This is a genomic window from Micromonospora sp. NPDC005203 (assembly GCF_042872705.1).
Lineage (GTDB): Bacteria > Actinomycetota > Actinomycetes > Mycobacteriales > Micromonosporaceae > Micromonospora.
Genome location: NZ_JBIAKV010000002.1, coordinates 672,798 through 697,309, shown reverse-complemented (window position 1 = coordinate 697,309; position 24,512 = coordinate 672,798). Strand labels below are relative to the sequence as shown.

The 24,512-nt window shown below is 70.9% G+C and carries 19 protein-coding genes; 11 read left to right on the top strand and 8 right to left on the bottom strand.

The window, feature by feature from the left end; all coding sequences use genetic code 11:
* Positions 1-40: 40 nt before the first annotated feature.
* The 6 genes from ACFYPM_RS08520 to ACFYPM_RS08495 all read left to right on the top strand — a co-directional run bounded on the left by ACFYPM_RS08520 (position 41) and on the right by ACFYPM_RS08495 (position 9,472).
* Positions 41-1,567, top strand: a complete 1,527-nt coding sequence (locus ACFYPM_RS08520; protein WP_387192634.1) for a DNA-3-methyladenine glycosylase 2 family protein — start codon at positions 41-43, stop codon at positions 1,565-1,567.
* Positions 1,564-2,073, top strand: coding sequence for a methylated-DNA--[protein]-cysteine S-methyltransferase (locus ACFYPM_RS08515; protein WP_387192631.1), 510 nt, complete (start codon positions 1,564-1,566; stop codon positions 2,071-2,073). The genes ACFYPM_RS08520 and ACFYPM_RS08515 overlap by 4 nt, the downstream gene beginning before the upstream one ends.
* A 36-nt stretch (positions 2,074-2,109) precedes the next feature.
* Positions 2,110-3,966, top strand: coding sequence for an ABC transporter ATP-binding protein (locus ACFYPM_RS08510; protein ID WP_387192628.1), 1,857 nt, complete (start codon positions 2,110-2,112; stop codon positions 3,964-3,966).
* Positions 3,963-5,843: an ABC transporter ATP-binding protein gene (locus ACFYPM_RS08505; protein WP_387192625.1), complete on the top strand. Its 1,881-nt coding sequence runs from the start codon at positions 3,963-3,965 to the stop codon at positions 5,841-5,843. Before ACFYPM_RS08510 ends, ACFYPM_RS08505 begins: the two co-directional genes overlap by 4 nt.
* A gap of 55 nt (positions 5,844-5,898) precedes the next feature.
* Positions 5,899-8,463 (top strand): valine--tRNA ligase, encoded by a 2,565-nt coding sequence (gene valS / locus ACFYPM_RS08500; RefSeq protein WP_387192622.1) that lies wholly within the window; start codon positions 5,899-5,901, stop codon positions 8,461-8,463.
* A 79-nt stretch (positions 8,464-8,542) separates the two neighbouring features.
* A complete protein-coding gene (locus ACFYPM_RS08495) occupies positions 8,543-9,472 on the top strand; it encodes an endonuclease/exonuclease/phosphatase family protein (protein ID WP_387192619.1) in 930 nt (309 codons plus the stop codon).
* Between the two features lie 51 nt (positions 9,473-9,523).
* Here the strand turns inward: ACFYPM_RS08495 and ACFYPM_RS08490 are convergent, their stop codons facing one another.
* The 5 genes from ACFYPM_RS08490 to ACFYPM_RS08470 all read right to left on the bottom strand — a co-directional run bounded on the left by ACFYPM_RS08490 (position 9,524) and on the right by ACFYPM_RS08470 (position 13,697).
* Positions 9,524-10,168, bottom strand: a complete 645-nt coding sequence (locus ACFYPM_RS08490) for a hypothetical protein (protein WP_387192616.1) — start codon at positions 10,166-10,168, stop codon at positions 9,524-9,526.
* A 93-nt stretch (positions 10,169-10,261) separates the two neighbouring features.
* Positions 10,262-10,972 carry an ABC transporter permease gene (locus ACFYPM_RS08485; RefSeq protein WP_357246983.1) on the bottom strand — a complete coding sequence of 237 codons (711 nt, stop codon included), beginning with the start codon at positions 10,970-10,972 and terminating at the stop codon, positions 10,262-10,264.
* A 1-nt stretch (position 10,973) separates the two neighbouring features.
* A complete protein-coding gene (locus ACFYPM_RS08480; protein WP_357246986.1) occupies positions 10,974-11,885 on the bottom strand; it encodes an ABC transporter ATP-binding protein in 912 nt (303 codons plus the stop codon).
* Positions 11,885-12,790 (bottom strand): ABC transporter permease, encoded by a 906-nt coding sequence (locus ACFYPM_RS08475; RefSeq protein WP_387192612.1) that lies wholly within the window; start codon positions 12,788-12,790, stop codon positions 11,885-11,887. Before ACFYPM_RS08475 ends, ACFYPM_RS08480 begins: the two co-directional genes overlap by 1 nt.
* A complete protein-coding gene (locus ACFYPM_RS08470) occupies positions 12,783-13,697 on the bottom strand; it encodes an ABC transporter ATP-binding protein (protein WP_387192609.1) in 915 nt (304 codons plus the stop codon). The genes ACFYPM_RS08475 and ACFYPM_RS08470 overlap by 8 nt, the downstream gene beginning before the upstream one ends.
* 395 nt (positions 13,698-14,092) lie before the next feature.
* Between ACFYPM_RS08470 and cysC the strand changes: the two genes are divergently transcribed.
* The 3 genes from cysC (at position 14,093) to galT (ending at position 17,630) form a co-directional block, all read left to right on the top strand.
* Positions 14,093-15,622 carry an adenylyl-sulfate kinase gene (gene cysC, locus ACFYPM_RS08465; RefSeq protein WP_387192606.1) on the top strand — a complete coding sequence of 510 codons (1,530 nt, stop codon included), beginning with the start codon at positions 14,093-14,095 and terminating at the stop codon, positions 15,620-15,622.
* A gap of 110 nt (positions 15,623-15,732) precedes the next feature.
* Positions 15,733-16,557, top strand: coding sequence for a DeoR/GlpR family DNA-binding transcription regulator (locus ACFYPM_RS08460; RefSeq protein ID WP_387192603.1), 825 nt, complete (start codon positions 15,733-15,735; stop codon positions 16,555-16,557).
* Entirely contained in the window at positions 16,554-17,630 is a 1,077-nt protein-coding gene (galT, locus tag ACFYPM_RS08455; protein WP_387192600.1) for a galactose-1-phosphate uridylyltransferase, read from the top strand. Before ACFYPM_RS08460 ends, galT begins: the two co-directional genes overlap by 4 nt.
* A gap of 303 nt (positions 17,631-17,933) precedes the next feature.
* On the opposite strand, the gene ACFYPM_RS08450 is transcribed toward galT, so the two are convergent.
* The gene (locus tag ACFYPM_RS08450; RefSeq protein ID WP_357247000.1) at positions 17,934-19,151 is read right to left on the bottom strand and encodes an NADP-dependent isocitrate dehydrogenase; all 1,218 of its coding nucleotides are present in this window, start codon (positions 19,149-19,151) and stop codon (positions 17,934-17,936) included.
* Positions 19,152-19,287: 136 nt separating this feature from the next.
* Here ACFYPM_RS08450 and ACFYPM_RS08445 point away from each other — a divergent pair, with 136 nt between their 5' ends.
* Complete coding sequence (locus tag ACFYPM_RS08445) at positions 19,288-20,085, top strand: MBL fold metallo-hydrolase (protein WP_387192597.1); 798 nt, start codon at positions 19,288-19,290, stop codon at positions 20,083-20,085.
* A gap of 377 nt (positions 20,086-20,462) precedes the next feature.
* Here the strand turns inward: ACFYPM_RS08445 and ACFYPM_RS08440 are convergent, their stop codons facing one another.
* On the bottom strand, positions 20,463-21,413 hold the full coding sequence (locus ACFYPM_RS08440; RefSeq protein WP_357247006.1) for a malate dehydrogenase: 951 nt from the start codon (positions 21,411-21,413) through the stop codon (positions 20,463-20,465).
* A gap of 139 nt (positions 21,414-21,552) precedes the next feature.
* Positions 21,553-22,413 (bottom strand): bifunctional methylenetetrahydrofolate dehydrogenase/methenyltetrahydrofolate cyclohydrolase, encoded by an 861-nt coding sequence (locus ACFYPM_RS08435; protein WP_357247009.1) that lies wholly within the window; start codon positions 22,411-22,413, stop codon positions 21,553-21,555.
* A gap of 441 nt (positions 22,414-22,854) precedes the next feature.
* Here ACFYPM_RS08435 and ACFYPM_RS08430 point away from each other — a divergent pair, with 441 nt between their 5' ends.
* Complete coding sequence (locus ACFYPM_RS08430) at positions 22,855-24,456, top strand: ABC transporter substrate-binding protein (protein WP_387192594.1); 1,602 nt, start codon at positions 22,855-22,857, stop codon at positions 24,454-24,456.
* The last annotated feature ends 56 nt before the right edge of the window (positions 24,457-24,512 follow it).

The following is a 24,512-nucleotide window of genomic DNA, read 5'->3' as shown; positions in this document are numbered from 1 at the left end:
CGCCAGCCGGTGACCGATCAAGCGGGGCATCATCGGTGACATGGAGCTGGACTTCGAGCGGTGTTACCGGGCCGTGGACAGTCGGGACCAGCGGTTCGACGGCTGGTTCTACACCGGTGTGACGTCCACCGGCATCTACTGCCGGCCGTCCTGCCCGGCGATCACGCCCAAGCGGCAGAACGTCCGCTTCTTTCCGTCCGCCGCCGCGGCCCAGGGTGTCGGGCTGCGCGCCTGCCGCCGCTGCCGGCCGGACGCCGCGCCGGGCTCACCCCTGTGGGACGTCCGCGCGGACGTGGTCGGCCGGGCGATGCGGCTGATCGCCGACGGCGTGGTCGACCGGGACGGCGTACCCGGGTTGGCCTCCCGCCTGGGCTACACCGAACGACACCTGCACCGGATGCTGAGCGCCGAGATGGGTGCCGGACCGCTCGCGCTGGCCCGCGCCCAGCGGGCACAGACCGCCCGGATCCTGATCGAGACCACCGACCTCGGGATGGCCGAGATCGCGTTCGCCGCCGGCTTCGGCAGCGTCCGGCAGTTCAACGACACGCTCCGCGAGGTGTACGCGAGCGCCCCGTCCGACCTGCGGACGGCGCGCGGCGGTCAGCGGGCGCCGGCCGGTGCGGGCACTCTCGCGCTGCGGCTGGCGTACCGTCCGCCGCTGCACGCCCGGGCGCTACTGGACTTCTTCGCGGTGCGGGCACTGCCCGGGGTGGACGAGGTCCGCGACGGGACGTACCACCGGGGTCTGCGGTTGCCCCACGGCACCGGCGAGGTGGCGCTGACCCCGGCGGCCGGGCACGTGGCGGCAACGCTGCGGTTGACCGACCTGCGCGACCTGGCACCCGCGGTGGCCCGGTGCCGCCGGCTGCTCGACCTGGACGCGGACCCGGCTGCCATCGACGCCACGTTGGCCGTCGACCCGGCGCTAGCCCCGGCGGTCGCGGCGGAGCCGGGCATCCGCGTCCCCCGCGCGGTGGACGGCTTCGAGATGGCCGTCCGCGCCATAGTCGGCCAACAGGTCTCGGTGGCCTCCGCCCAAAAAACCCTGACCCGCCTCCTGACCGCCCCCGCCCCCGCCCCCGCCCAGGTTGACCATGAGGTTTTTGCCACCGACTCCGGTGTGTCGGGACAACAACCTCATGATCACCGACGCGCGGAGGGTGGGCGGCGAGACGGGGCGCAGGGACTGCGGGGGTTTTTGAGTCCAGAGGAGTTGTTGTCGCTGCCGGACGCGGGGTTTGGGATGCCGGTGGGGCGGCGGGAGACCCTGCGCGGCTTGGCGCGGGCGGTCCTTGACGGGTCGGTGGACCTGGCGGCGGGAGTGGATCGGGAGGAGGCCGTTCGCGGGCTGCTCGCGCTGCCCGGCATCGGCCCGTGGACCGCCAACTACCTGGCCATGCGCGCCTTCGGCGACCCGGACATCCTGCTCAGCACCGACCTCGCCGTCCGGCGCGGCGCCGCCGCCCTCGGCCTGCCCGACAACCCGACAACCCTCGACGGGTATGCCGACCGTTGGCGTCCCTGGCGGTCCTACGCAACGATGAGACTCTGGAGAGCGGCATGAGCATCGACAGCACCGTACTGAGCACGCCGACCGGTCCGTTGAGCATCCTCGCCGGCCCGGACGGCGACGTACGGGCGGCCGGCTTCACCCCGGACCCGGCGGCGCTGCTGCCCCTGATCCACCCGACCCTGCGGGCGCCGGTACGCCAACGGGCCGACCTCGGCCCGATCACCGCGGCGGTCCACTCCTACCTGGACGGTGACCTCGACGCCATCGACGCGGTGCCGGTCCGCCAGCGCACCGGCGGGGAGTTCATGGCCCACGCCTGGCAGGTGCTGCGCGAGGTGCCGCCCGGCACCCCGGTCACCTACACCCGCTACGCCGCGCTGGCCGGTCGACCACCGGCGGTGCGGGCCGCCGCGGCTGCCTGCGCCCGGAACGCGGCGGCACTGTTCGTGCCCTGCCACCGGGTGCTGCGCACCGACGGCACCCTCGGTGGGTACCGCTGGGGGCTGGACGTGAAGACGTGGCTTCTCGGTCATGAGCGACGCCTGACAGCAAGCTGACACCGGCGTCGCCTGGCATTGACGCTACCGTCTGGTATGCCTGTGGAAAGCGACGGCAACCCGGCCAGCCGGGTCGCCGCGCCCCGGCACCCCTTGCACAACCTCTGGCGGCTACGCCCCTACCTCCGGCCCTACGCCGCCGAGTTCGCCTGGTTGCTCGTCGCGGGCCTCGCGGGGACGGCGGCCGGGATCGCCGTACCGCTTGTCGTGCAGCGGGTGGTGGACGGGCCGGTGGCCCGACACGAACCGGCCGGGTTGTTCCAGCTCGGCGGCCTGGCGCTGCTGCTCGGCGTGGCCGAGGCGGTGCTCATCTTCGTCCGCCGGTGGGTGCAGTCCTCCTCGTCGGTGGGCATGGAGGCGGCGCTGCGTGCCGACGTCTACGCCCACCTGCAACGGTTGCCGACCAGCTTCCACGACCGCTGGCAGTCCGGCCAGTTGCTCTCCCGGATCACCAGCGACCTGTCGGTGATCCGCCGGTTCCTCTCCTTCGGCGTGTTCTTCCTGGTGCTCAACCTGGCCACCTACGTCGTCGTGGTGGTGCTGCTGATCAACCTGCATCCGATGCTCGGTGCGCTTGTCGCGGCCAACTCGGTACCGCTGCTGCTGATCAGCCGCCGGTTCGGGCGGCACTACCATGCCGCGTCCCGGCGGATGCAGGACCAGCAGGGTGACGTGGCGACCCTGGTCGAGGAGACCGCGCAGGGCCTGCGCACCATGAAGGCGTACGGCCGAGGGCCCGAACTGGCCGCCCGCTTCGCCGGTGGGGTCCGGAGGCTGCACGACACCGGCGTCGGCAAGGGTCGACTGCTGGCCAACACCTCGGCGTTGCTCCACCTGGTGCCGAACGTGACCCTGGGCGTGGTGCTGGTGGCCGGGGCGGCCGCCGCCGCGGGAGGTGCGCTCACCATCGGCGAGCTGGTCGCGTTCGTCAGCCTCCAACTGATGCTCATCTGGCCGGTGCAGTCGCTGGGTTGGATCATCGCCAACGGCCAGGAGGCCGCTACCGCCGCCGACCGGATCCAGGAGGTGCTGGACACCCCACCCCGGATCGTGGACTCCCCCGGCGCGCTCGCGCTCCCCCGCGACGCGGTCCACGGGCGGCTCCGCTTCGAGCGCGTCGCGTTCAGCTACCCGGGCGCCGCCGCACCGGTGCTGCACGAGATCGACCTGACCATCGAGCCGGGTGAGACGCTGGCCCTGGTCGGGGCCACCGGCTCCGGCAAGAGCACGCTGCTCTCGCTGGTGCCCCGGCTGCACGACGTCACCGCCGGCCGGATCACCCTGGACGGGCACGACCTGCGCGAACTACGGCTGGCCTCGCTGCGCCGCCTGGTCGGGGTGGCGTTCGAGGAGCCCACGCTCTTCTCCATGTCGGTGCGGGAGAACCTCACCCTGGGGCACCCCGACGCCGGCGACGACGACGTCCGCGCGGCCCTCGCGCTCGCCCAGGCGGACTTCGCGTACGAGCTGCCGTGGGGGTTGGCCACCCGGGTGGGCGAGCAGGGGATCTCCCTCTCCGGCGGGCAGCGTCAGCGGCTCGCGTTGGCGCGGGCCGTGCTCGGCCGACCGGCGGTGCTGGTGCTCGACGACCCGCTGTCCGCTCTCGACGTGCACACCGAGGCGCTGGTCGAGGCGGCACTGCGACGGGTCCTGCGCGACAGCACCGCGCTGCTGGTGGTGCACCGGCCGTCGACGATCGCTTTGGCCGACCGGGTCGCGCTGCTCGAAGACGGACGGATCACCGCCGTGGGCCGGCACTCCGACCTGCTGGCCACAGTTCCGACGTACCGGGCGTTGCTGGCCGCCGACCCACCCACCGGGCATCCACCGGCGACGGAAGCCGCCGGCCCGAGCCCGTTCCCCTCCGACGGGTGGGGGCTGGTGCGCTCGTGACCGTGCCGAAGCCTGCCGAACCGCCGCCCGAGGAGGAACCTGAGCTGACCCGCTGGCGCGGGACCGCCACGGACCCGGAGGCGGACCGGAGCCAAGCCGAGGACAACGCGCCCGAGGCGGTGGCCCGGCTGCGCCGGCTCAGCCGGGCACTGCTCGCCGAACAGCTCCGACCACACCGGAGGCGACTCGCCGCCGCGGTCGGCCTGCTGCTGACCCAGAACGCCGCCGCGATGGCCGGTCCGTACCTGGTCATGATCGGCATCGACCGGACCATCGCGCCGCTACGCGCCGGCAACCCCGGCCCGCTGGTCGCCGTCGCCGGGGCGTTCGTGCTCGCCTCGCTGACCGAGTACTCGTCCCGGCGCGGGTTCCTCACCCTCTCCGCCCGGATCGGCCAAGCCGTCCTGCTCGACCTGCGACAGCGGGTGTTCGGGCACTTCCTGCGGCTGTCCGTGGGCTTCCACGAGCGCTACACCTCCGGCCGGATGGTCTCCCGCCTCACCAGTGACATGGACTCGATCGCCGAACTGGTCGACGGTGGGATCGACAACCTGGTGATGGCGGGGCTGTCGATGCTGTCGGTGGCCGCCATCCTGCTCTGGCTGGACCTGCCGCTGGCCGCCGTGACGCTACTCGCCTTCCCGTTCCTGTTCTGGCTCTCCCGCTGGTTCGCCCGGTCGTCGGCGAGCGCGTACCGGCGGACCCGGGACGCCGTCGCGCTGGTCATCGTGCACTTCGTCGAGTCGATGCGGGGCATCAAGGCGGTGCAGGCGTTCCGCCGGGAACCGCGCAACCAACGGATCTTCGTGGCGCTCGGCGACGACTACCGACGGACCAGCCTGCACACGTTCCGACTGATCGCCACGTACTCGCCGGCGATCAAGCTGATCGGCAACGTCACCGTGGCGGCGGTGCTCTGCTACGGCGGCTGGCGGGTGCTCGGCGGCCAGACCGAGGTCGGTGTGCTCGCCGCGTTCCTGCTCTACCTGCGTCGCTTCTTCGAGCCGATGCAGGAGCTGAGCCAGTTCTACAACTCCCTCCAGTCGGCCACCGCCGCGCTGGAGAAGCTGGCCGGGGTGCTCGACGAGCGGCCGGCCGTCGGCGAGCCGGCCCGGCCCACACCGCTGCCGACCGGACCCGTTCGCGGTGCGGTGACCTTCCGGGCGGTCTCCTTCGGATACCGTGCCGGCACCCCGATCCTCGGCGGGCTGGAGCTGACCGTGTCGGCCGGACAGACGGTGGCGCTGATCGGGCCGACCGGCGCGGGCAAGTCGACAATCGCCAAACTGGTCGCCCGTTTCCACGACCCGGACACCGGCACTGTCCAGCTCGACGGGGTCGACCTGCGGGACGTCTGCGACGCCGACCTACGCCGGGCCGTGGTGTTGGTGACGCAGGAGAACCACCTGTTCAGTGGGAGTGTCGCGGAGAACATCCGGTTCGGCCGCCCGGGCGCCGACGACGCCGAGGTCCAGGCCGCGGCGCGGGCGATCGGCGCGCACGACTTCATCGCCGCCCTGCCCGAGGGGTACGCCACCCAGGTGCACCGTCGCGGCGGCCGGCTCTCCGCCGGGGAGCGCCAACTCGTCGCGTTCGCCCGGGCGTTCCTGGCCGACCCGAGCGTGCTGATCCTGGACGAGGCGACGTCGTCGCTCGACGTGCCGACCGAACGGCTGGTGCAGCACGCGCTCGGCACGATCCTGCGCGACCGCACCGCCCTCGTGATCGCGCACCGACTTTCCACCGTGGAGACCGCCGACCGGGTGCTCGTCCTCGACGACGGAAAGGTCGTCGAGGACGGCCCACCCGCCGTGCTGGCCGAGGCCGGCGGCCGGTACGCGGCCCTGCACCGGCAGTGGCGCGACTCGCTGATCTGAACCGGCGATCCGCAACTGCGTGGTCCGTCCCCCCGAAGATGCCTACGATCGCTGGATGACCGATACGGCGAGGACGGCCCGCGCCGGCGTCCCCGAGCGTCCGACCCTGGACGGGCTCGAGGAGAGCTGGGCACGCCGCTGGCAAGAGGAGGGCACGTACGCGTTCGACCGCTCGAAACAGCGGAGGGACGTGTACGCGATCGACACCCCGCCGCCGACCGTATCGGGCGAGCTGCACATGGGGCACGTGTTCTCGTACACGCACACCGACATCGTCGCGCGATACCAGCGGATGCGCGGCAGGGCTGTCTTCTACCCGATGGGCTGGGACGACAACGGCCTGCCCACCGAGCGTCGCGTGCAGAACGTCTACGGGGTGCGCTGCGATCCGGCGCTCGCGTACGACCCGGTGTGGCGGCCACCGGCGACTCCGGTCGACGACGCGGCCCGCCGCGACCCCACCCCACTCTCCCGGCGCAACTTCATCGAGCTGTGCGAACGGCTGACGGCCACCGACGAGCAGGCCTTCGAGTCGCTGTGGCGACGGCTCGGGCTCTCGGTGGACTGGTCGTTGACGTACACGACGATCGGCCGGATCGCCCGGACCACCAGTCAGCGGGCCTTCGTGCGCAACCTGCTGCGCGGAGAGGCGTACCAGTCGGAGGCGCCGACGCTCTGGGACGTCGGCTTCGCCACCGCCGTGGCCCAGGCGGAGTTGGAGGACCGGGAGCGCCCCGGCGCATACCACCGGCTGCGGTTCACCGGGCCGGACGGGCGTGCGGTGCAGATCGACACCACCCGACCGGAGCTGTTGCCCGCCTGCGTGGCGTTGGTCTGTCACCCCGACGACGAGCGGTACACCGACCTGCTGGGCACGACCGTCCGCAGCCCGCTGTTCGACGTCGCGGTGCCGGTGCGCGCCCACCCGCTGGCCGATCCGGGCAAGGGCACCGGCATCGCGATGGTCTGCACGTTCGGCGACCTGAGCGACGTGACGTGGTGGCGGGATCTCGACCTCGACACCCGCGTGGTCATCGGCCGCGACGGCCGGCTGCTTCCCGAGCCGCCGGCCGGGGTGCCGGCACAGCCGTACGCGGCGCTGGCCGGGCAGACCGTCAACGGCGCCCGCCGGGAGATCGTCGGGATGCTGGCCGACGCGGGTGACCTGGTCGGCGAACCACGCCCGATCACCCATCCGGTCAAGTTCTACGAGCGCGGTGACCGACCACTGGAGATCGTCTCGACTCGACAGTGGTATCTGCGCAACGGTGGCCGGGACGCCGACCTGCGGGCCACACTGCTGGCCCGCGGCGAGGAGCTGCACTGGGTGCCGGTGCACATGAAGCACCGCTACGACAACTGGGTGGGCGGCCTGACCGGCGACTGGCTGGTCAGTCGGCAGCGGTTCTTCGGGGTGCCGGTGCCGGTGTGGTACCGGCTCGACGACACCGGCGAGCCGGACTGGTCCCACCCTCTCACTCCGGACGAGTCGGCGCTGCCGGTCGACCCATCGAGTGATCCGGCGCCCGGGTACGACGAGTCGCAGCGCGGCTATCCGGGCGGCTTCATCGGTGATCCGGACGTGCTGGACACCTGGGCCACCTCGTCGCTGACACCGCAGATCGTCGGTGGCTGGGAGACCGATCCGGAGCTGTTCGCGCAGGTCTTTCCCATGGACCTCCGCCCGCAGGGGCAGGAGATCATCCGGACCTGGCTCTTCGACAGCGTGGTCCGTTCGCACTTCGAGCACGGGGTGCTGCCCTGGCGGGACACCGTGCTCTCGGGCTGGATCCTCGACCCGGACCGCAAGAAGATGGCCAAGTCCAAGGGCAACGTGGTCACCCCGCTGGCCCTGTTGGAGCAGCACGGCTCGGACGCGGTGCGCTACTGGGCGGCCAGCGGCAAGCCAGGCATGGACCTGGCCTTCGACCCGGCGCAGATCAAGATCGGCCGTCGGCTGGCCACCAAACTGCTCAACGCGTCCAAGTTCGCGCTCGGGCTGGGTGCGGCGGACGCGCTGCGCTCCCCCGCGACCACGCCACTGGACCGGGCCATGCTCGCCGAGCTGACCACCGTGGTCACCGCCGCGAGCACCGCCCTCGACGCCTACGACCACACGGCCGCGTTGCAGGCGGCCGAGGCGTTCTTCTGGCGGTTCTGCGACGACTACATCGAGTTGGTCAAGGAGCGGGCGTACGCCACCGGCGCGGCCGGCGACTCGGCGCGGGCGGCGCTGGCCTCGGCGCTCTCGGTGCAGCTACGACTGTTCGCCCCGGTGCTGCCCTACGTGACCGAGGAGGTCTGGTCGTGGTGGCGGTACGGTTCGGTGCACCGCGCGACGTGGCCCACCACCTACGAGGTGGCCCGGTCGATCGAGGGTTCGGGTGACCCGGCGCTGCTGCGGCTCGCCGGGGACGCGTTGAGCCAGGTGCGGCGGGCCAAGTCGGAGCGGAAGCTGTCGATGAGGGCGGAGGTGCCGCTGGCCGAGGCGCTCGGCCCGGCGGCCCTTCTGGAGCAGCTCACCCTGGTCGCCGACGACCTCCGGGCGGCCGGCCGGATCGACAAACTCGACCTGCTCCCCGACCGCACCCCGGAGCTGGTCATCGCCTGCGCCTTCTGACCCGTTACGGGTGCTGGACGGTCGCGCTGACCGATGCGATGATCATCGGCCACCATCCAGCACAGTGAATACGGGGATCATGCGCATTCGTACACTCGTCGCCGGGCTCACGGCCGGGCTACTGCTCGCCGTCGGCCTGGCCGGACCCGCCCAGGCGGCGACGGTCACCGCCACCTACACCGGTTGGACGTGGAACGTCGCCGGCTGGACCATCCACCGAGGCGCCACCGGCACCGGCCTCATCCCGGCCCTCTCGGATTCCATCCGCAACCGGGCCGCCAACTTCGCCGCCCTCAACGAGCTCTGTTGGGGCCAGTACAAGGCCGTCCAGGCGAACCTGCTCGCGTCCGGTTGGCCGCAGGACGACACCAACTTCTCCCGGTTCGAGGCGCACAGCGAGACCGCGTGTGGCGGTGAACCGTTCGGGGTGGCCCTCTTCAGCCGGGCACCCCTCGGAGCGGCCAACCGCTACGCGTTGGCCGCGGACGGCACCAGCGAGCGGCGCAAGCTGCTCTGCGCCCCGCTCGAAGCGCGCCCACACCTGCGGTTCTGCACCACCCACATCACGCCGTCGAACGCGGTGATCAACGGCAAGAACATCAACGCGACCCAGTTGGACGAGGTACGCAGCAGGATCGACAGTTTCGCCGCCAACGGTGACACCGTCCTGATCGCGGGTGACTTCAACGCCCAGCCGCACTACGGACGGCTCGACTCCTGGTACTCGACCACTCTGAACACGCCGAACAATGGCGGCAACACGGGCGCCTACCGGGAGCTCGACGACACCGACAGCCGCTGCCCCGGGTACGGCGAGACCACCGTCTACGACGGCAACACCGAGGGTCTCTGCGGCCAGGGCAAGAAGATCGACCTGATCTTCGTTCGCAACGACCGGATCGCCGGGTCGTACAGCGGCGACTCACTCGCCATCGCGACCACCTGCGGCGGCCCCTGTTCGGATCACCGGATCGTCATCGGCACTGTCACCGTCTCCGTGACCGCCTGATCAGGTGGCCGGTCCGCCGCCGCTCCCCCCCGGGCGGCGGCGGACCGGCCGTCACCAGCCGCGCAGGAAGCGCAGCCCGAGCAGGAACGCGACCACGGAGGGCCCCACCAGCAGGGTGATCGCCTGAAGGCGGTACGGCATCCGGTGTCGGGTCAGCTCGCCCGCGTTGCCCAACACGATGACGCCGGCCAGCATCATGAACGCACCCCACCAACCGGTCTCCAGGTCGACCAGGTTCACCCGGATCGCTTGCAGGGTCAGCCCGAGCATCGCGCCGGTCAGCGCGAGCAGGGCCACCGCCCGGTGCAGGCCGCGGGCCAGCGGGTGGGCCGCCCGCCAACCGTAGGTGCCGGCGACCGCCAGGCAGGGCAGCACCACGAGCAACGGCCAACCCCGCCCCATGACGCCGAACATCAGCAGCGCGCCCACCGCGAACACGATGGTGCCGACGCAGGCGAGCATGTACCCGGCGAACGCCCGGCCACCGCCCCGAGCCAGCAACGGGCCGCCACTGGCCGCGATCAACGCGGCCGGGATCAGGATGAACACGGCCCACCAGTGGAACTGCCCGCTGCCCTGGGCCGCCGTCGCGACCGTGGCGCAGGCCAGCCCGGCAACCGCCAGACTGGTCAGCCACGGCCGGCTGCTCCGGGAGTATGGCTCAGCCAACGACGTCCGCTTCGCTTCGACGCTCACACCCAACAGCCTGGCCCGACGGGGGCCGACCGGTCCATCCGGCCAGCCCTACCGCCGAGGGGTGGCTGGCCGGATGACCGTCGGGCACTGGTCTCAGCTCGTCTCGCCGGCGACGCTGAACGAGCGCAGACGGTCGATGGCCAGCACGGTGAAGCCGACGCTGACCAACGCGGTCATCACCGAGGCGACCGGCACCGACACGGTGGTCTCCAACAGCCCGGTGGGGGCGATCCGGTCGGTGAGGGCGATCACGTACTGCTGGATGGAGAGCACCTTGGTGCCGCTGACGAAGTTGCCCAGCAGCCCCTCCCAGATCAGCACGTAGACCAGGCCGAGCAGCACCGGCCGCCTGGTGACCAGGCTGAGGGCGAGGAACAACGCCGAGTACGCCAGCGCGCCGAGCGTCGCCGCGACCGCCAGCGCCAGTCCGAGGCGTACCGAATTGGCGAGCACGCCCGCGACGTAGAGCGGCACCGCGACGGTGGCCGCGCTGACCCCGGCGGCGACCGCGAGCTTCGGCAGCACGATCTGCCAGCGCGGCAGCGGCTTGGTCAGGATGTGCACAACCGTGCCGTCGTCGATCTCGGCACCCAACACGCCCGTACCGATGATCAGCGCGACCACCGGCAGCACCACGGCCAGCCCCAGGCCCACCAGCACCGGCGGCCCCCACTCGCCCGGGTCCACCCCCAGCGACCGGCAGAGCACGGCCAGCCCGAGCAGCACCAACGGCAGCGGAAGCAGCAGCAGGAACCGACGCCTACCGAACAGCCCGCGTGCGGTGATCCAGGTAATTGTCGACATGTCAGGCCTCCACCAGGTAGGAGAAGACGCTCTCCAGAGACTCGTCGGACGGCACCAGTTGGCGCACCCGGATGCCGTGCTTGAGCGCGATCCGGGGCAGTGCCCGGGTGAAGGCGCCGTAGTCACCGGCCCGCACGGTCAGGCCGGTGGGGTCCAGCTCGACCCCACTGACGGACGGCTCGGCGATCAGCGCGACGGCCAGCGCCCGGTCGTCCGTGGAACGCACCGCAAAGACGTGTGGGCGATTGGTCATCAACCGGCGGATGGTCCGGAAGTCGCCGGAGGCCGCCAACCGCCCGGCCACCATCACCTGCACCGTCCCGGAGACCTGCTCGACCTCCTCCAGGATGTGCGAGCTGAACAGGATGGTCCGGCCGGCGTCGCCGAGCGTGTGCAGCAACTGCATCATGTGCAGCCGCTGGCGCGGGTCCATCCCGTTGAACGGCTCGTCGAGCAGCAGCACCTGCGGGTCGTGCACCAGCGCGGCGGCCACGCGGGCCCGCTGGCGCATGCCCTTGGAGTACGTGCCGATCCGACGGCTCTGCGCCGACTCCAGCTCGACCAGGTCGATCGCCCGCCGGGCGGCCGCCGCCGGATCGGCCAGCCGGTGCAGCTTCGCGCTGGCCAGCACGAACTCGTACGCGGTGAGGAAGCCCTGCACCGCCTCCCGTTCGCTGACCAGCCCCAACCGTCGGTAGACGTCCGGGTTGCGCCAGGTCGGCTCGTCGTCCAGTGTCACCGTGCCGCGCGACGGGGAGAGGAACCCGGCCATCATGTGCAGCAGCGTGGTCTTGCCGGCGCCGTTCGGGCCGAGCAGCCCGGTCACGCCCGGCCCCAGGGCCATGCTGATGTCGTTGACCGCGACCACGTTGCCGTACCACCGGGACACCCCGGTCAGGTTCAGCGTGCTCATCAGGAGGCGACCTTCCGGTAGCGGACCAGCAGGAGGGCGGTCGCGCCGGCGACCAACAGCACCGCGGCCAGGGCGTAGACCGGGCCGAACCCGCCGATCAGCATCTCGCCCGGATCGCCCTCGACCAGCAGGTCGCCCAGCGACCAGATGCCCACCCCCTGCACCAGCGTGGAGGGCGAGGCGAGCCCGGCCAGCTCGTTGGCCGTCTGCGACGGCAGGATGCTCAGCACGCCCACGATCGGTGTGGTCATCAGGAAGACCGCGACCACGCCGCCGGCGGCGAAGGCCCGCTTGCCGGTCAGCGAGGCGACCAGCAGGCCGATCGAGGCGAAGACCACCGCCCAGAGCCCGGCGTAGAGCAGGCCGGGCAGCAGGTCGAGCAGCTCGTTCCAGACCCCGCGCATGCCCTGCTTGGTGGTGAACGCGGCACCCAGGAACATCAGCAACTGCGGCCCCCCGAGCAGCAGCCAGAGCGCCGTGACCAGCGCCAGCAGCTTGGCCAGCGCGTAGTCGCCGCGGGGCAGCGGTCGGGAGAAATACAGTGGCAGGACGCCGCTGCGCAGGTCCCGGGAGACCAGCTCCGGCGCGGCCACCGCGACGAAGAAGATGACCAGCCAGCTCATCGCGTCGGCGAACTGGGCGTACGTGGCGACCGGCTCGCCGATCTGGCTGCGGATCGCGGCCAGGGCCACCGCGACCAGGCTGACGATGCCGACTACCAGCCACGGAAAGATCTTGGCCTTGGCGCTGCGCCCGAAGCCGAACACGGTGCGCAACCCGTGCCCGTAGAGCGCGCCGAAGACCTGCCGGCGGCCCTGCCTCGGGCCCTCGTAGCGCTGGTAGCCGATGTCGTGGATCACGCCTGTCGGCGCGGGTCGCACGGCGGCTGCGGTCGGCTCAGGCATGGGAGAGCTCCCTCGTGGCGAAGAGTTCGGCCACCCGGTGCCGGCGCTGGTCCAGTCGGTGCAGTGGCAGGTCCAGTTCGGCGACCGCGCCGAGGATCAGGTCGTAGGTGCCGTCGTCGCCGAGTGGCACGAGCAGCAGTCGCCCGTCCCGCGCGACCGGCAGCTTCAGCTCGGCGAGCCGGGCGGCGAGCTCCTCGGTGCCCTCGCTGACCTCCACGGCGAGCACATCGGTGGCCGTGGTCATCGCGGAGATGTGGTCGGCGCGCAGCAGTTTGCCGCCGTCGATGGCGATGAGCGTGTCGCAGATCCGCTCGACCTCGCCGAGCAGGTGCGAGCAGACCAGCACGGAGATGCCGAACTCGGTGCCGATCCGGTGCACCAGCGCCAGCATGGCGTCCCGGCCGGCCGGGTCCAGACCGTTGGTCGGCTCGTCGAGCAGCAGCAGATCGGGGTCGTGCACAAGCGCCTGGGCCAGCTTGACGCGCTGCTTCATGCCTGTGGAGTAGCCGCCCACCGGGCGGTAACGCTCCTCGTAGAGCCCGACGTGCCGCAGGGCCTCCGAGGCTCGCTCACGGGCGGCGGTGCGGGGAAGACCGCTCATCCGCCCGAGGTGGGTGACCAACTCGGCGGCGGACAGGTCGGGTGGGAGGCAGTCGTGCTCGGGCATGTAACCGACGCGGGCCCGGACCGCCGCCGGGTCGGCGGACGGGTCGATGCCGAGCACCGAGACCTGACCGCTGGTCGGGGCGATCAGGCCGAGCAGGATCTTGATCAGCGTGGATTTTCCGGCGCCGTTCGCGCCCACCAGGCCGATGATCCCGGGCTCGACGGCGACGGTGAGGTCGGCGAGCGCGGTGACCCGACCTCCGTACGTCTTGGTGAGCGACTGGGTCGCGATCAGTGTCACGCTGCCAGCGTAGGGAGTCGACGCCCACCACGGACACCGGCGCGCCCCCGGCGCTTCCCTGATCCTTGCCCCGACGGACCCTTAGGGTCCCCCGCCGAGGGTGGTGGAACCGTTGCCGCCGGTAGCGCGTCCGGCGCGACCCCGCCTCGGGAAACGGCGATCCGGGGTGACACCATTCATCTCCCGGCCTGTCGGGAGTCGTGCCCGCGTCACCTGGATGTCGAGCGAGTCCGTCCTCCGCACCGACCACAACCGGTTTCGGGGTGCGGTCGGCAGTGGTCGGCGGGGTCGGCGGATCCGGTGTTGATCCGCCCGGCCGGATCGTGGAGTGGCGGCCTCGACCGATCGACGGTCGGCTGCGAAACTGTGTGCCGGTCAGCGAGTGGGGGGTGTGGATGAGCAACGGCTGGGTGCTGCCCGACGAGGTGCTGCAGGACGCACCGGCGTACACGCCGCGTCCCGGTGAGCTCGCTGACCTGGAGCTGCTGCTGACCGGTGCGTACACCCCCCTGACCGGTTTCATGACCCGTGCCGACCTGGTGTCGGTCAGCCGGCGCGGCCAACTGGCCGACGGCACTCCGTGGCAGGTAGCGGTGACCCTCCAGGTCCCGACCGCCCTGGCTCAGGGCTTCGATCCGCGCGACCCGGCCCGCCGGGCGCTGGTGCTGACCGACGGCGAGGGCGCGCCGGCGGCTGCCCTGGATGTGGCGGACGTCTGGCCGGTCCGCGAGGGCGTCGCCGGGGTTGGCGGCCAGGTCCGGCGGCTGGGCGACGGCGGCCACGGCCCGTTCCAGCGGCTGCGTCGCAGCCCGGAGGAGGTCCGCGCGCTGCTGCCCCCGGGCCGGGTGCTCGGTGTGATCGCCGACCGGCCGCTGCACCGTCCCCAGCTCGCTCAGATCGCCCACGCAGCCCGCACGCTGGCCGCGCACCTGCTCGTGATGATCCCGGTCGGTGAGGGCGGCGTCGGAGGGCTTCCGCCCGAGGCACTGGTCCGCATCATCTTCGCCGCCCGGGACCGGATGCCGCCCGCCACCGTGATCGCGGTGCCGCTGTCGCATCGCCGGGAGGAGATCAGCGACGCGCTGCTGCGCGCCCGGGTCTCCGCCGCGTACGGGGTCACCCACCTGCTCTCCACCGGGGAGATGCTCTCCGGTGCCGGGTTGCGGGTGCTGGTGCCACGGGAACTCGCCTACGACAACAGGGACGGGCAGTGGCGTTGGCGGGAGGACATCCCTCCGCGCAACCGTCGGCTCGCGCTGACCCAGCAGGAGATCGAGGACCTGCTGGATCGGGGCTTCCCCCTGCCGGAGTGGCACACCCCGCCGGCCGTGGCGAGGGAGCTGGCCCGCGCCCGGCCACCGCGCCGGCACCGGGGGCTGGTGGTCTTCCTGACCGGCCTCTCCGGCTCCGGCAAGTCGACGATCGCGCGCGGGCTGGCGGACGCGCTGCGGGAGAGCGGCGACCGCACGGTGACCCTGCTCGACGGGGATGTGGTGCGCCGTGAACTCACCGCCGGGCTGGGCTTCAGCAAGGCCGACCGGGACACGAACGTCCGGCGGATCGGGTGGGTGGCCGCCGAGATCGCCCGGCACCGGGGGGTGGGCATCTGCTGCCCGATCGCCCCGTACGCGGCGGCCCGTGCCGCCGCCCGCGAGATGGCCCTGGCCGCGGGGGCGGGTTTCGTGCTGGTGCACGTCGCCACCCCGTTGGAGGTGTGTGAGCGCCGGGACCGCAAGGGCCTGTACGCGCGAGCGCGGGCCGGCCTGCTCACCGGCATGACCGGCATCGACGACCCGTACGAGGAGCCGAGCGACGCCGACCTGGTGCTGGACACCACCGATCTCAACGTCGCGGACGCCGTTCAGGCCGTGCTGAACCAGCTCACCGAGACCGGTTGGGTGGAGCTGAAGATCGCCTCTTCCTGAGGTGTTTCCGTAGCCGCTGTCCGGCCGCCGCCCGCTCCGCGCTAGTGTTCGTCTTTGTTGGAACACGTTTGACCGCGTGAGAGTACGGGGACCTCCGGGAGGCACGGCGAATGCTCGCTCAGCAGCGGCAGGCGGCCATCCTGGATCGGGTCCGGTCCACCGGCGGTGTCCGCGTGAGTGAGTTGGCGGCCGAGTTCGGCGTCTCCGACATGACCATCCGTCGTGACCTGGAGGCGCTGCACGAGCGTGGCCTGCTGGCCAAGGTGCACGGCGGCGCCACCGCAGCCGGGCCGAGCTCGACCGACGAGCCGGGTTTCTCCGCCAAGTCGGTCCGCCAACTGGTGGAGAAGGCGGCCATCGCGGATCGGGCGGCCCAACTGGTCCGGCCGGGCGCGGCGGTCGCGCTCTCCGCCGGCACCACCACCGCCGAGCTGGCCCGCAAGCTGGTGGACGTCCGCGGCCTGACCGTGGTGACCAACTCGCTGCCGGTGGCCGAGATCCTGCACGCCGGTGGTCGACCGGACCAGACAGTGGTGCTCACCGGAGGCGTCCGCACGCCGTCGGACGCGCTGGTCGGCCCACTCGCGGTCGGGGCGATCCGGGCACTGCACCTGGATCTGCTCTTCCTGGGCGTGCACGGCATCACCGAGCGGGCCGGCTTCACCACCCCGAACCTCATGGAGGCGGAGACCGACCGGGCACTCGTGGCCGCGGCGGACCGCTTGGTGGTACTGGCCGACCACACCAAGTGGGGCACGGTGGGCATCTCCTCGATCGTCGAGCTGGCGGCAGCACACGTACTGGTCAGCGACGACCGGTTGCCTGCGCCCGCACGGCGGGTACTCGGCGAACGGGTGGGCGAATTGATCATGGTAGAAGCGACCGGGGCGGGCCGCGCGACGCGCACGCCGACGAGTGAGGGGGCGGCGCAGTGAAACGCACCGCGATCGACCTGGCCGACGGCCGGGAACTGATTTACTTCGACGAGCGCGACGACGCGGTCCGCGACCAGCCGGACCGCCGCGACCTGCCGCCGCCGCCCCCCGCATCCCAACTGCGCTACGACCCGCTGACCGACGAGTGGGTGGCGGTGGCCGTGCATCGGCAGACCCGCACCTTCCTCCCCCCGGCGAACGAGTGCCCCCTCGACCCGTCGGTGGGTGATCGGCTGACCGAGGTGCCCGCGCCCGACTACGACGTGGTGGTCTTCGAGAACCGCTTCCCGTCGCTCAGTGGCCGCGTCGCCGAGGAGCCCGGCGAGATCACCCCGTTCACGCCTGTTCGACCGGGAGTCGGCCGATGCGAGGTGGTCTGCTTCACCTCGGACCACAACGCCTCCTTCGCCAGCCTGCCGCCGAGCCGGGTCCGCACCGTCCTGGAGGCGCTCGCCGACCGCACCGAGGTGCTCGGCGAACTGCCCGGCGTGGAGCAGATCTTCTGCTTCGAGAACCGGGGCGTCGAGATTGGCGTCACGCTGCACCACCCGCACGGGCAGATCTACGCGTACCCCTTCGTGACGCCGCGCACCCGCGCGCTGCTCGCCGCGGCACGCCGGCACGCGGAACGGACCGGCGGGGGCAACCTGTACGCGGACGTGCTGACCGCCGAGCGCGCGACCGGCGACCGGGTGGTCACCGAAAACGAACACTGGACGGCGTTCGTCCCGGCGGCCGCCCGCTGGCCGTTCGAGGTGCACGTCGCGCCACACCGGGTGGTACCCGACATTCCGGCGCTCAGTGACAGCGAGCGGGATGCCTTTGGGCCGCTCTACCTGGATCTGCTGCGCCGCTTCGACGGCCTGTTCGACATGCCGATGCCGTACATCTCGGCGTGGCACCAGGCACCGGTGCGCATCGACCGCGAGTTCGGCCACCTGCACCTGCAGCTGTTCAGCGTCCGGCGGGCCAAGGACAAGCTGAAGTATCTGGCGGGCTCCGAGTCCGGCATGGGTGTCTTCATCAACGACATCTCCCCCGAGCGTGCCGCCGACCTGCTGCGCGCCGTCTGAGCCGGGCTGCTTTCCGGCCCTGCCTGCGAGCGACGGAAACAGGGCGCGGGGGGCCCGGGACAGGGCCCCCCGCAGGGAAGGGACGGCTGGCTGTGCACGGCACAGCCGGGAAGGCTGGCTGATCGGCGCACGGGTGCCGCGGGTCGACCGTGGTCAACCTTCCTCGGACGCGACTGGCATCTCGTCCATCCTGGTCAACGAGGCGCGCCGACGGCGGTGACGCCACCCGTCGCGTCAGCGCCGGACACGCCGAAGCCCGCCGGCTGAGACGCCGGCGGGCTCCGATCATGCGGTACGCCTGGATCAGGCGGCGATCTTGCGGGCCAGGTTCTCGTCGAGCGCGTTCATGAACTCGTCGGTGGTCAGCCACGGGGCGTCGCGCGAAATGAGCAGCGACAGGTCCTTGGTCATCTGGCCGCCCTCGACGGTGTCGACGATGACCTGCTCCAGCGTGTTGGCGAACTCGGTGACCGCCGGGGTGCCGTCCAGCTTGCCGCGGTGGGCCAGCCCCCGGGTCCAGGCGTAGATCGACGCGATCGGGTTCGTCGACGTCTTCTCACCCTTCTGGTACTGCCGGTAGTGCCGGGTGACCGTGCCGTGCGCGGCCTCGGCCTCGACGGTACGACCGTCCGGGGAGAGCAGGACGGAGGTCATCAGACCCAGCGAGCCGAAGCCCTGCGCGACGGTGTCGGACTGCACGTCACCGTCGTAGTTCTTGCAGGCCCAGACGTAGCCACCCTCCCACTTGAGCGCGGCGGCGACCATGTCGTCGATGAGCCGGTGCTCGTAGGTGATGCCGGCAGCGGCGAACTCGTCCTTGAACTCGGTCTCGAACACCTCGGCGAAGATGTCCTTGAACCGGCCGTCGTACGCCTTGAGGATGGTGTTCTTGGTGGACAGGTAGACCGGGTAGTTGCGGTCCAGCCCGTACCGGAACGAGGCCCGGGCGAAGTCCCGGATCGACTCGTCGTAGTTGTACATGCCCATGGCGATGCCGCCGCCGGGGAAGTTGGCGACCTCCATCTCCATGGGGGCGCCGCCGTCGGCCGGGGTGTAGGTGATGGTCACCGTGCCCGGGCCGGGGACGACGAAGTCGGTGGCCTTGTACTGGTCACCGTGGGCGTGCCGGCCGATGATGATCGGCTTGGTCCAGCCGGGGACCAGCCGCGGCACGTTGGACATGATGATCGGCTCACGGAAGACGACGCCGCCGAGGATGTTGCGGATGGTGCCGTTGGGCGACCGCCACATCTTCTTCAGGCCGAACTCCTCGACCCGGGCCTCGTCCGGGGTGATGGTCGCGCACTTGACGCCGACGCCGTGCTCCTTGATGGCGTTGGCGGCGTCAACGGTGACCTGGTCGTCGGTCTCGTCGCGGTGCTGGATCGACAGGTCGTAGTAGTGCAGGTCGACGTCGAGGTAGGGCAGGATCAGCTGCTCCCGGATCTGCTTCCAGATGATCCGGGTCATCTCGTCGCCGTCGAGTTCTACGACCGGGTTGTTTACCTTGATCTTCGCCATCGGCCGGCGCTCCTCTCGGGGGACACGTGCTCAAGCAGTACGAGCGTACTGCAATTGGCCGGGCAACCCCCACCCGGCCTCGGTCGGCCGGTGGGAGCGGGCTGCACGGCACAGAATTCCCTGGCACCATCGCCGGATGCCACTGAGCCGCACCCTCGGGTCTATCACGGTCACCGCGCTCATCGACGCCGAGGGGGCTTTCTTCCAACCGCGCACCGAGGCGTTTCCGCACGCCACAGCGGCCCACTGGCGGGAGGCCGACCGACGCGACCCGGGGGCGGCGACCGCCGACGGGCAGTGGTGGCTGCCGTTTCGCAGCTTCGCGATCCGTTCCGGGGACGGGCCGGTCACCCTTGTCGACGCCGGCATCGGCCCGGCCGACTCACTGGCCGCGAGCTGGGCGCCCGTGCCGGGGCGTCTGCCCACCGAGCTGGCCGCCGCCGGCATCGACCCCGCGGACGTCGACACCGTCGTGCTCACCCACCTGCACACCGACCACATCGGCTGGGCCGTGACCGGCACCCCCGGCCGGCCGTACTTCCCGAACGCGAGCTACCTGGTGCAGCAGGCCGACCTCGACGCGGCGGAGACTCTCAACCCGGCCCTGCCGGCCAGCCTGGTCGCGCCGTTGCGCGCCGCGGGTCAGCTCCGGGTGGTCGACGGCGAGACCACCCTCACCCCGGCGGTACGCCTGCTCTCCACTCCCGGCCACACGCCCGGCCACCAGTCGGTGCTGGTGACCTCCGCCGACGAGCGGCTGCTGCTCACCGGCGACCTGCTGGTGCACATGGTGCAGTTGGTCGACCCCGAGCTGGCGTACGCCCACGAGGAGGACCCGGAACGAGCCCGCACCTCCCGACTGACCACCCTGAGCACCCACTCCCCCACCCTCCTGGCCACCCCCCACCTGTCCACCCCCTTCACCACCGTGTGACCACCCGGCGGGGAAACCAAGATCGCCCTCGATCCTGGATATAGCGGCATCGCGAGCTGAGGAGACCACTACAACAAGGATCGAGCACGACCTTGGCCGAAGATCAGCCCAACATCGGTGAACCTGCTGCCTCCCGAGCCCCGGAGACAGCACCTTCCCCAAAGTTGCTGCCCACCCCGAGCCCCTCACCCCACCCCAGGTCCCGCCCACTTCTGCGGTTGATCAAGAGGTTCGCGTCACCAGAACCGCGATTCCTGACGCAAACCTCTTGATCAACCTGCTGGATGGGCGTGGGGCGGGCCCGGGTTGGGGACTGGGGGGACGGCGAAGGGCGCGCCAGCGAGGCCGGCGCGCCCTTCGTGCGGTGGAGCGGGGAACTACATGCTGGAGACGTCGCCCTGCTTGGCGCGGACGGCTTCGGCGGCCGCCAGGAGGCTGGCGCGCTCGTCGGCGTCCAGGTCGGTCTCGACGACCCGCTTGACGCCCTCGGCGCCGATCGCGGCCTCGACACCGAGGTAGACACCGGAAATGCCGTACTCACCGTCGACCCACGCGCAGACCGGCATGACCTCGCCGGAGTCCTCGGCGACGGCCTTCGCCATCCGGGCCGCGGCGGCGGACGGGGCGTAGTACGCCGAACCGGTCTTGAGCAGCGCGACCACCTCGGCGCCACCGTTGCGGGTCTTGACGACCAGTTCCTCGATCTGCTCGGCGGGCATCGCGTCACGCAGCGGCTTGCCGTTGACGGTGCTCTTCGACGGGACCGGGACCATGGTGTCGCCGTGCGAGCCCAGGGTCAGCGTGCGTACCGACGCCACCGGCACGTTCAGGGCCTCGGCGACGAAGTTGCTGAACCGGGCGGTGTCGAGCATGCCGGCCTGGCCGAGCACCCGGTTCTTCGGGAACTGGGTGGCGAGCTGCGCCAGCGCGGTCATCTCGTCCAGCGGGTTGGAGACCACGATGACGACGGCGTTCGGGGCGTACTTGGCCACGTTCTCGGCGACCTGACGAACGATCTTGGCGTTGGTCTCCAGCAGGTCCATCCGGCTCATGCCGGGCTTGCGCGGCAGACCAGCGGTGATCACGACGACGTCGGAGCCCTCGATCTGCTCGTAGCCCTCACCGTTGGGGCCGGTGGTGACACCGACGACCTTGGTCTCGAAGCCTTCGATGGCCCGGGACTGGTTGAGGTCGAGCGCGAGGCCCGCGGGCTTGCCCTCCACGATGTCGGTGATCACTACGGTGTCGAAGACGTCGTACTCGGCCAGGCGCTGTGCGGTGGTGGAGCCGTAGAAGCCAGCCCCGACGACAGTGACCTTCTTACCCATGGTCGTCCCACTCCCTGATACCAGTCGGTTTTCCGGACCGTATCAGTCATCCTGGCACCGATCAGGCCAGGGGCGGCGGCCATCGCCGGGATGGGGCGAACGTCACCGCCGTCCTGGTTCGGCGCTGCGGACGTCTGGGTCAGCCGCGCTCGGCGCGCTCGACGACGTTGGTGAGCAGCATGGCCCGGGTCATCGGCCCGACACCGCCGGGCATGGGGACCAGGGCGCCGGCCGTCTCGGTCACCTCCGGGTCCACGTCGCCGGTGTAGCGGCCCTTGCCGTCCGCGCCGATCACCCGCGTGATACCGACGTCGACCACCACCGCGCCCGGCTTGATCATGTCGGCGGTGAGCAGCCCCGGTACGCCGGCGGCGACGATGACGATGTCGGCGGCCCGGGTGTGCGAGGCGAGGTCGAGGGTGCCGGTGTGGCACAGGGTGACCGTGGCGTTCTCGCTGCGGCGGGTGAGCAGCAGGCCGAGCGGCCGACCAACGGTGTTGCCCCGACCGACCACGGCCACGGTGGCGCCGCGCAGGGCCACGTCGTGGCGGCGGAGCAACTCGACGATGCCGCGCGGAGTGCAGGGCAGCGGGCCGTCGTAGCCGAGCACCAGCCGGCCCAGGTTGACCGGGTGCAGGCCGTCGGCGTCCTTGTCCGGGTCGATCGATTCCAGCACCCGCTGGGTGTCGAGGTGGGCCGGCAGCGGCAGCTGGACGATGTAGCCGTGGCACGCCGGGTCGGCGTTCAGCTCGGCCAGCACGTCGTCGACCTGCTGCTGGGTGGCGTCGGCGGGCAACTCCCGCCGGATCGAGGCGATACCGACCTCGGCGCAGTCGCGGTGCTTGCCGTTGACGTACGCCTGACTGCCCGGATCCGCCCCGACCAGGACCGTGCCGAGCCCGGGGGTGATGCCGCGTTCCGCGAGTGCCTTCACCCGTATCCGCAGCTCGTCCTTGATCTCCGCCGCGGTTGCCTTGCCGTCCAGAAGCGTCGCCGTCACCCCCTGATCGTCTCACGGCCACCGCTGCGGCGTTCGGACGACCTCCGGTGGCGCGGGTCCCGACACCGGCGATCGCTTGTGACTTTCCGTCACGTGGCGCTAGTCACTTTCAGTCACCACATCGTGGATTCGGTCACTGTCGAACCAGACACGGCGACGAGGGACGGCAGGTACCGGACGGCGGGTCGAGAGAGTGCCAGGCTGACCGATGCCGACCCAGTGGGCGCTTTGACCGGCCGAACACTCGCAGGTGGAGGACGTTTTTACCGAAATCCGCTAGCAGCTCGAACGGCCTTCGACAAGCCCCGCCGTGCCGGACCGTTACCCACTCGCAACCGCCTCGTTGCCGACAGCCGGTCGCTGACCTACCGTTGCCGCTTGTTGCGCAGCGTAACCCAGCGTCGGGCCTGACTGCGCAGCGTGAGGAGATGAGGAGGCTCAATGCGAGTTCGTAGACTCGCCGCCTGGACCGCCCTCCCGCTCGCGGTGACGCTGGGCCTCGCGGCCTGCGGCAGCGGCGGAGACGGTGGATCCAGCGGCAGCGGCAATTCGGCGGTCAGCATCCAGATCGGCGAGCCGAAGCACCTGGTTCCCACCAACACCACCGAGACGTCCGGGTCGCAGGTGATCGCCGGCCTGTTCAGCCCGCTCGTCGACTACGACGCCCAGAACAAGCCGTACGAGGTCGCCGCCCAGTCGATCACCTCGTCCGACAACAAGGTCTGGACGATCAAGCTCAAGGACGGCTTCACCTTCCACAACGGTGAGAAGGTCACGTCCCAGAACTACATCAACGCCTGGAACTACGGCGCGTACGCCCCCAACGGTCAGGACAGCAACTACTTCTTCGAGAAGATCGCTGGCTACGCCGACCTGCAGGGCAAGGCGCCGAAGGCCAAGGAGATGTCCGGCCTGAAGAAGGTCGACGACCTCACCTTCACCGCGACGCTGTCCGAGCCGTACATCGACTTCAAGACGACTCTGGGCTACAACGCGTTCTACCCGATGCCGGACGCCGCGTTCTCGGCCCCGGGCGTGCTCAAGGACTCCTACGAGCAGGCGCCGATCGGGCAGGGCCCCTTCAAGATGAAGGGCACCTGGCAGCACGACAGCAAGATCGACGTCGAGCGCTATGACGCGTACCCGGGTGAGAAGCCCAAGGTCAAGGACATCGAGTTCCGGATCTACCAGCAGCTCACCGCGGCCTACGCGGACGTCCAGGCGGACAACCTGGACGTGCTGCCGACGATCCCGACCGAGAGCCTGAGCACCGCGCCGAGCGACCTGGGCGACAGGTACCAGACCAGCCCGATGTCGTCGTTCCAGTTCCTCGCGTTCCCGACGTTCGACAAGGACTACGCCAACCCGGACGTGCGCAAGGCCATCTCGATGGCGATCGACCGTGACGAGATCACCAAGTCGGTCTTCAAGGGCTCGCAGACGTCGGCGCGCTCCTTCGTCTCGCCGGTCCTGCCCGGCTACCGGGAGAACACCGCGGGCAAGGCCGGCGAGTTCAACCCGACCGAGGCCAAGAAGCTCTACCAGGCCGCGGGCGGCCCGAAGAAGATCGTCATCTCCTACAACGGCGACGGCGGTCACAAGGACTGGGTCGACGCCACGGTCAACCAGCTCAAGGCCAACCTGGGTGTGGACGCCGTCGGCTCGGCCGAGCCGAAGTTCGCCGACCTGCTCACCAAGGTCGAGAAGAAGCAGCCGGTGGGTGCGTTCCGGATGGGTTGGGTCATGGACTACCCGACCATGGAGGACTACCTCGGCCCGCTGTACAGCACGAACGGCTCGTCGAACTACTACGGCTACAGCAACAAGGACTTCGACAGGCTGGTCAAGGAGGGTTCCGCCGCCAAGACGCAGGACGAGGCGATTGCCAAGTACCAGCAGGCGGAGGACATCCTGGCCAAGGACATGCCGGTGATCCCGCTCCGCTTCGGCGAGAACGTGTTCGGTCACTCGACCAAGGTCAAGAACGTGCAGATGGACCTGTTCCAGCGAGTCAACCTCGTCAAGATCGAAGCGGCCAGCTGAGCTGACCATGGTGTGGGCCACCCGGGCGATGCCCGGGTGGCCCGACCGCACCACCG

Excerpts from the sequence above, each read along its gene's own strand:
- ACFYPM_RS08520 (WP_387192634.1), top strand. The coding sequence starts at position 41 with ATGGAGCTGGACTTCGAGCGGTGTTACCGGGCCGTGGACAGTCGGGAC.
- ACFYPM_RS08515 (WP_387192631.1), top strand. The coding sequence starts at position 1,564 with ATGAGCATCGACAGCACCGTACTGAGCACGCCGACCGGTCCGTTGAGC.
- ACFYPM_RS08510 (WP_387192628.1), top strand. The coding sequence starts at position 2,110 with ATGCCTGTGGAAAGCGACGGCAACCCGGCCAGCCGGGTCGCCGCGCCC.
- valS (WP_387192622.1), top strand. The coding sequence starts at position 5,899 with ATGACCGATACGGCGAGGACGGCCCGCGCCGGCGTCCCCGAGCGTCCG.
- ACFYPM_RS08495 (WP_387192619.1), top strand. The coding sequence starts at position 8,543 with ATGCGCATTCGTACACTCGTCGCCGGGCTCACGGCCGGGCTACTGCTC.
- ACFYPM_RS08485 (WP_357246983.1), bottom strand. The coding sequence starts at position 10,972 with ATGTCGACAATTACCTGGATCACCGCACGCGGGCTGTTCGGTAGGCGT.
- ACFYPM_RS08480 (WP_357246986.1), bottom strand. The coding sequence starts at position 11,885 with ATGAGCACGCTGAACCTGACCGGGGTGTCCCGGTGGTACGGCAACGTG.
- ACFYPM_RS08475 (WP_387192612.1), bottom strand. The coding sequence starts at position 12,790 with ATGCCTGAGCCGACCGCAGCCGCCGTGCGACCCGCGCCGACAGGCGTG.
- cysC (WP_387192606.1), top strand. The coding sequence starts at position 14,093 with ATGAGCAACGGCTGGGTGCTGCCCGACGAGGTGCTGCAGGACGCACCG.
- ACFYPM_RS08460 (WP_387192603.1), top strand. The coding sequence starts at position 15,733 with ATGCTCGCTCAGCAGCGGCAGGCGGCCATCCTGGATCGGGTCCGGTCC.
- ACFYPM_RS08450 (WP_357247000.1), bottom strand. The coding sequence starts at position 19,151 with ATGGCGAAGATCAAGGTAAACAACCCGGTCGTAGAACTCGACGGCGAC.
- ACFYPM_RS08445 (WP_387192597.1), top strand. The coding sequence starts at position 19,288 with ATGCCACTGAGCCGCACCCTCGGGTCTATCACGGTCACCGCGCTCATC.
- ACFYPM_RS08440 (WP_357247006.1), bottom strand. The coding sequence starts at position 21,413 with ATGGGTAAGAAGGTCACTGTCGTCGGGGCTGGCTTCTACGGCTCCACC.
- ACFYPM_RS08430 (WP_387192594.1), top strand. The coding sequence starts at position 22,855 with ATGCGAGTTCGTAGACTCGCCGCCTGGACCGCCCTCCCGCTCGCGGTG.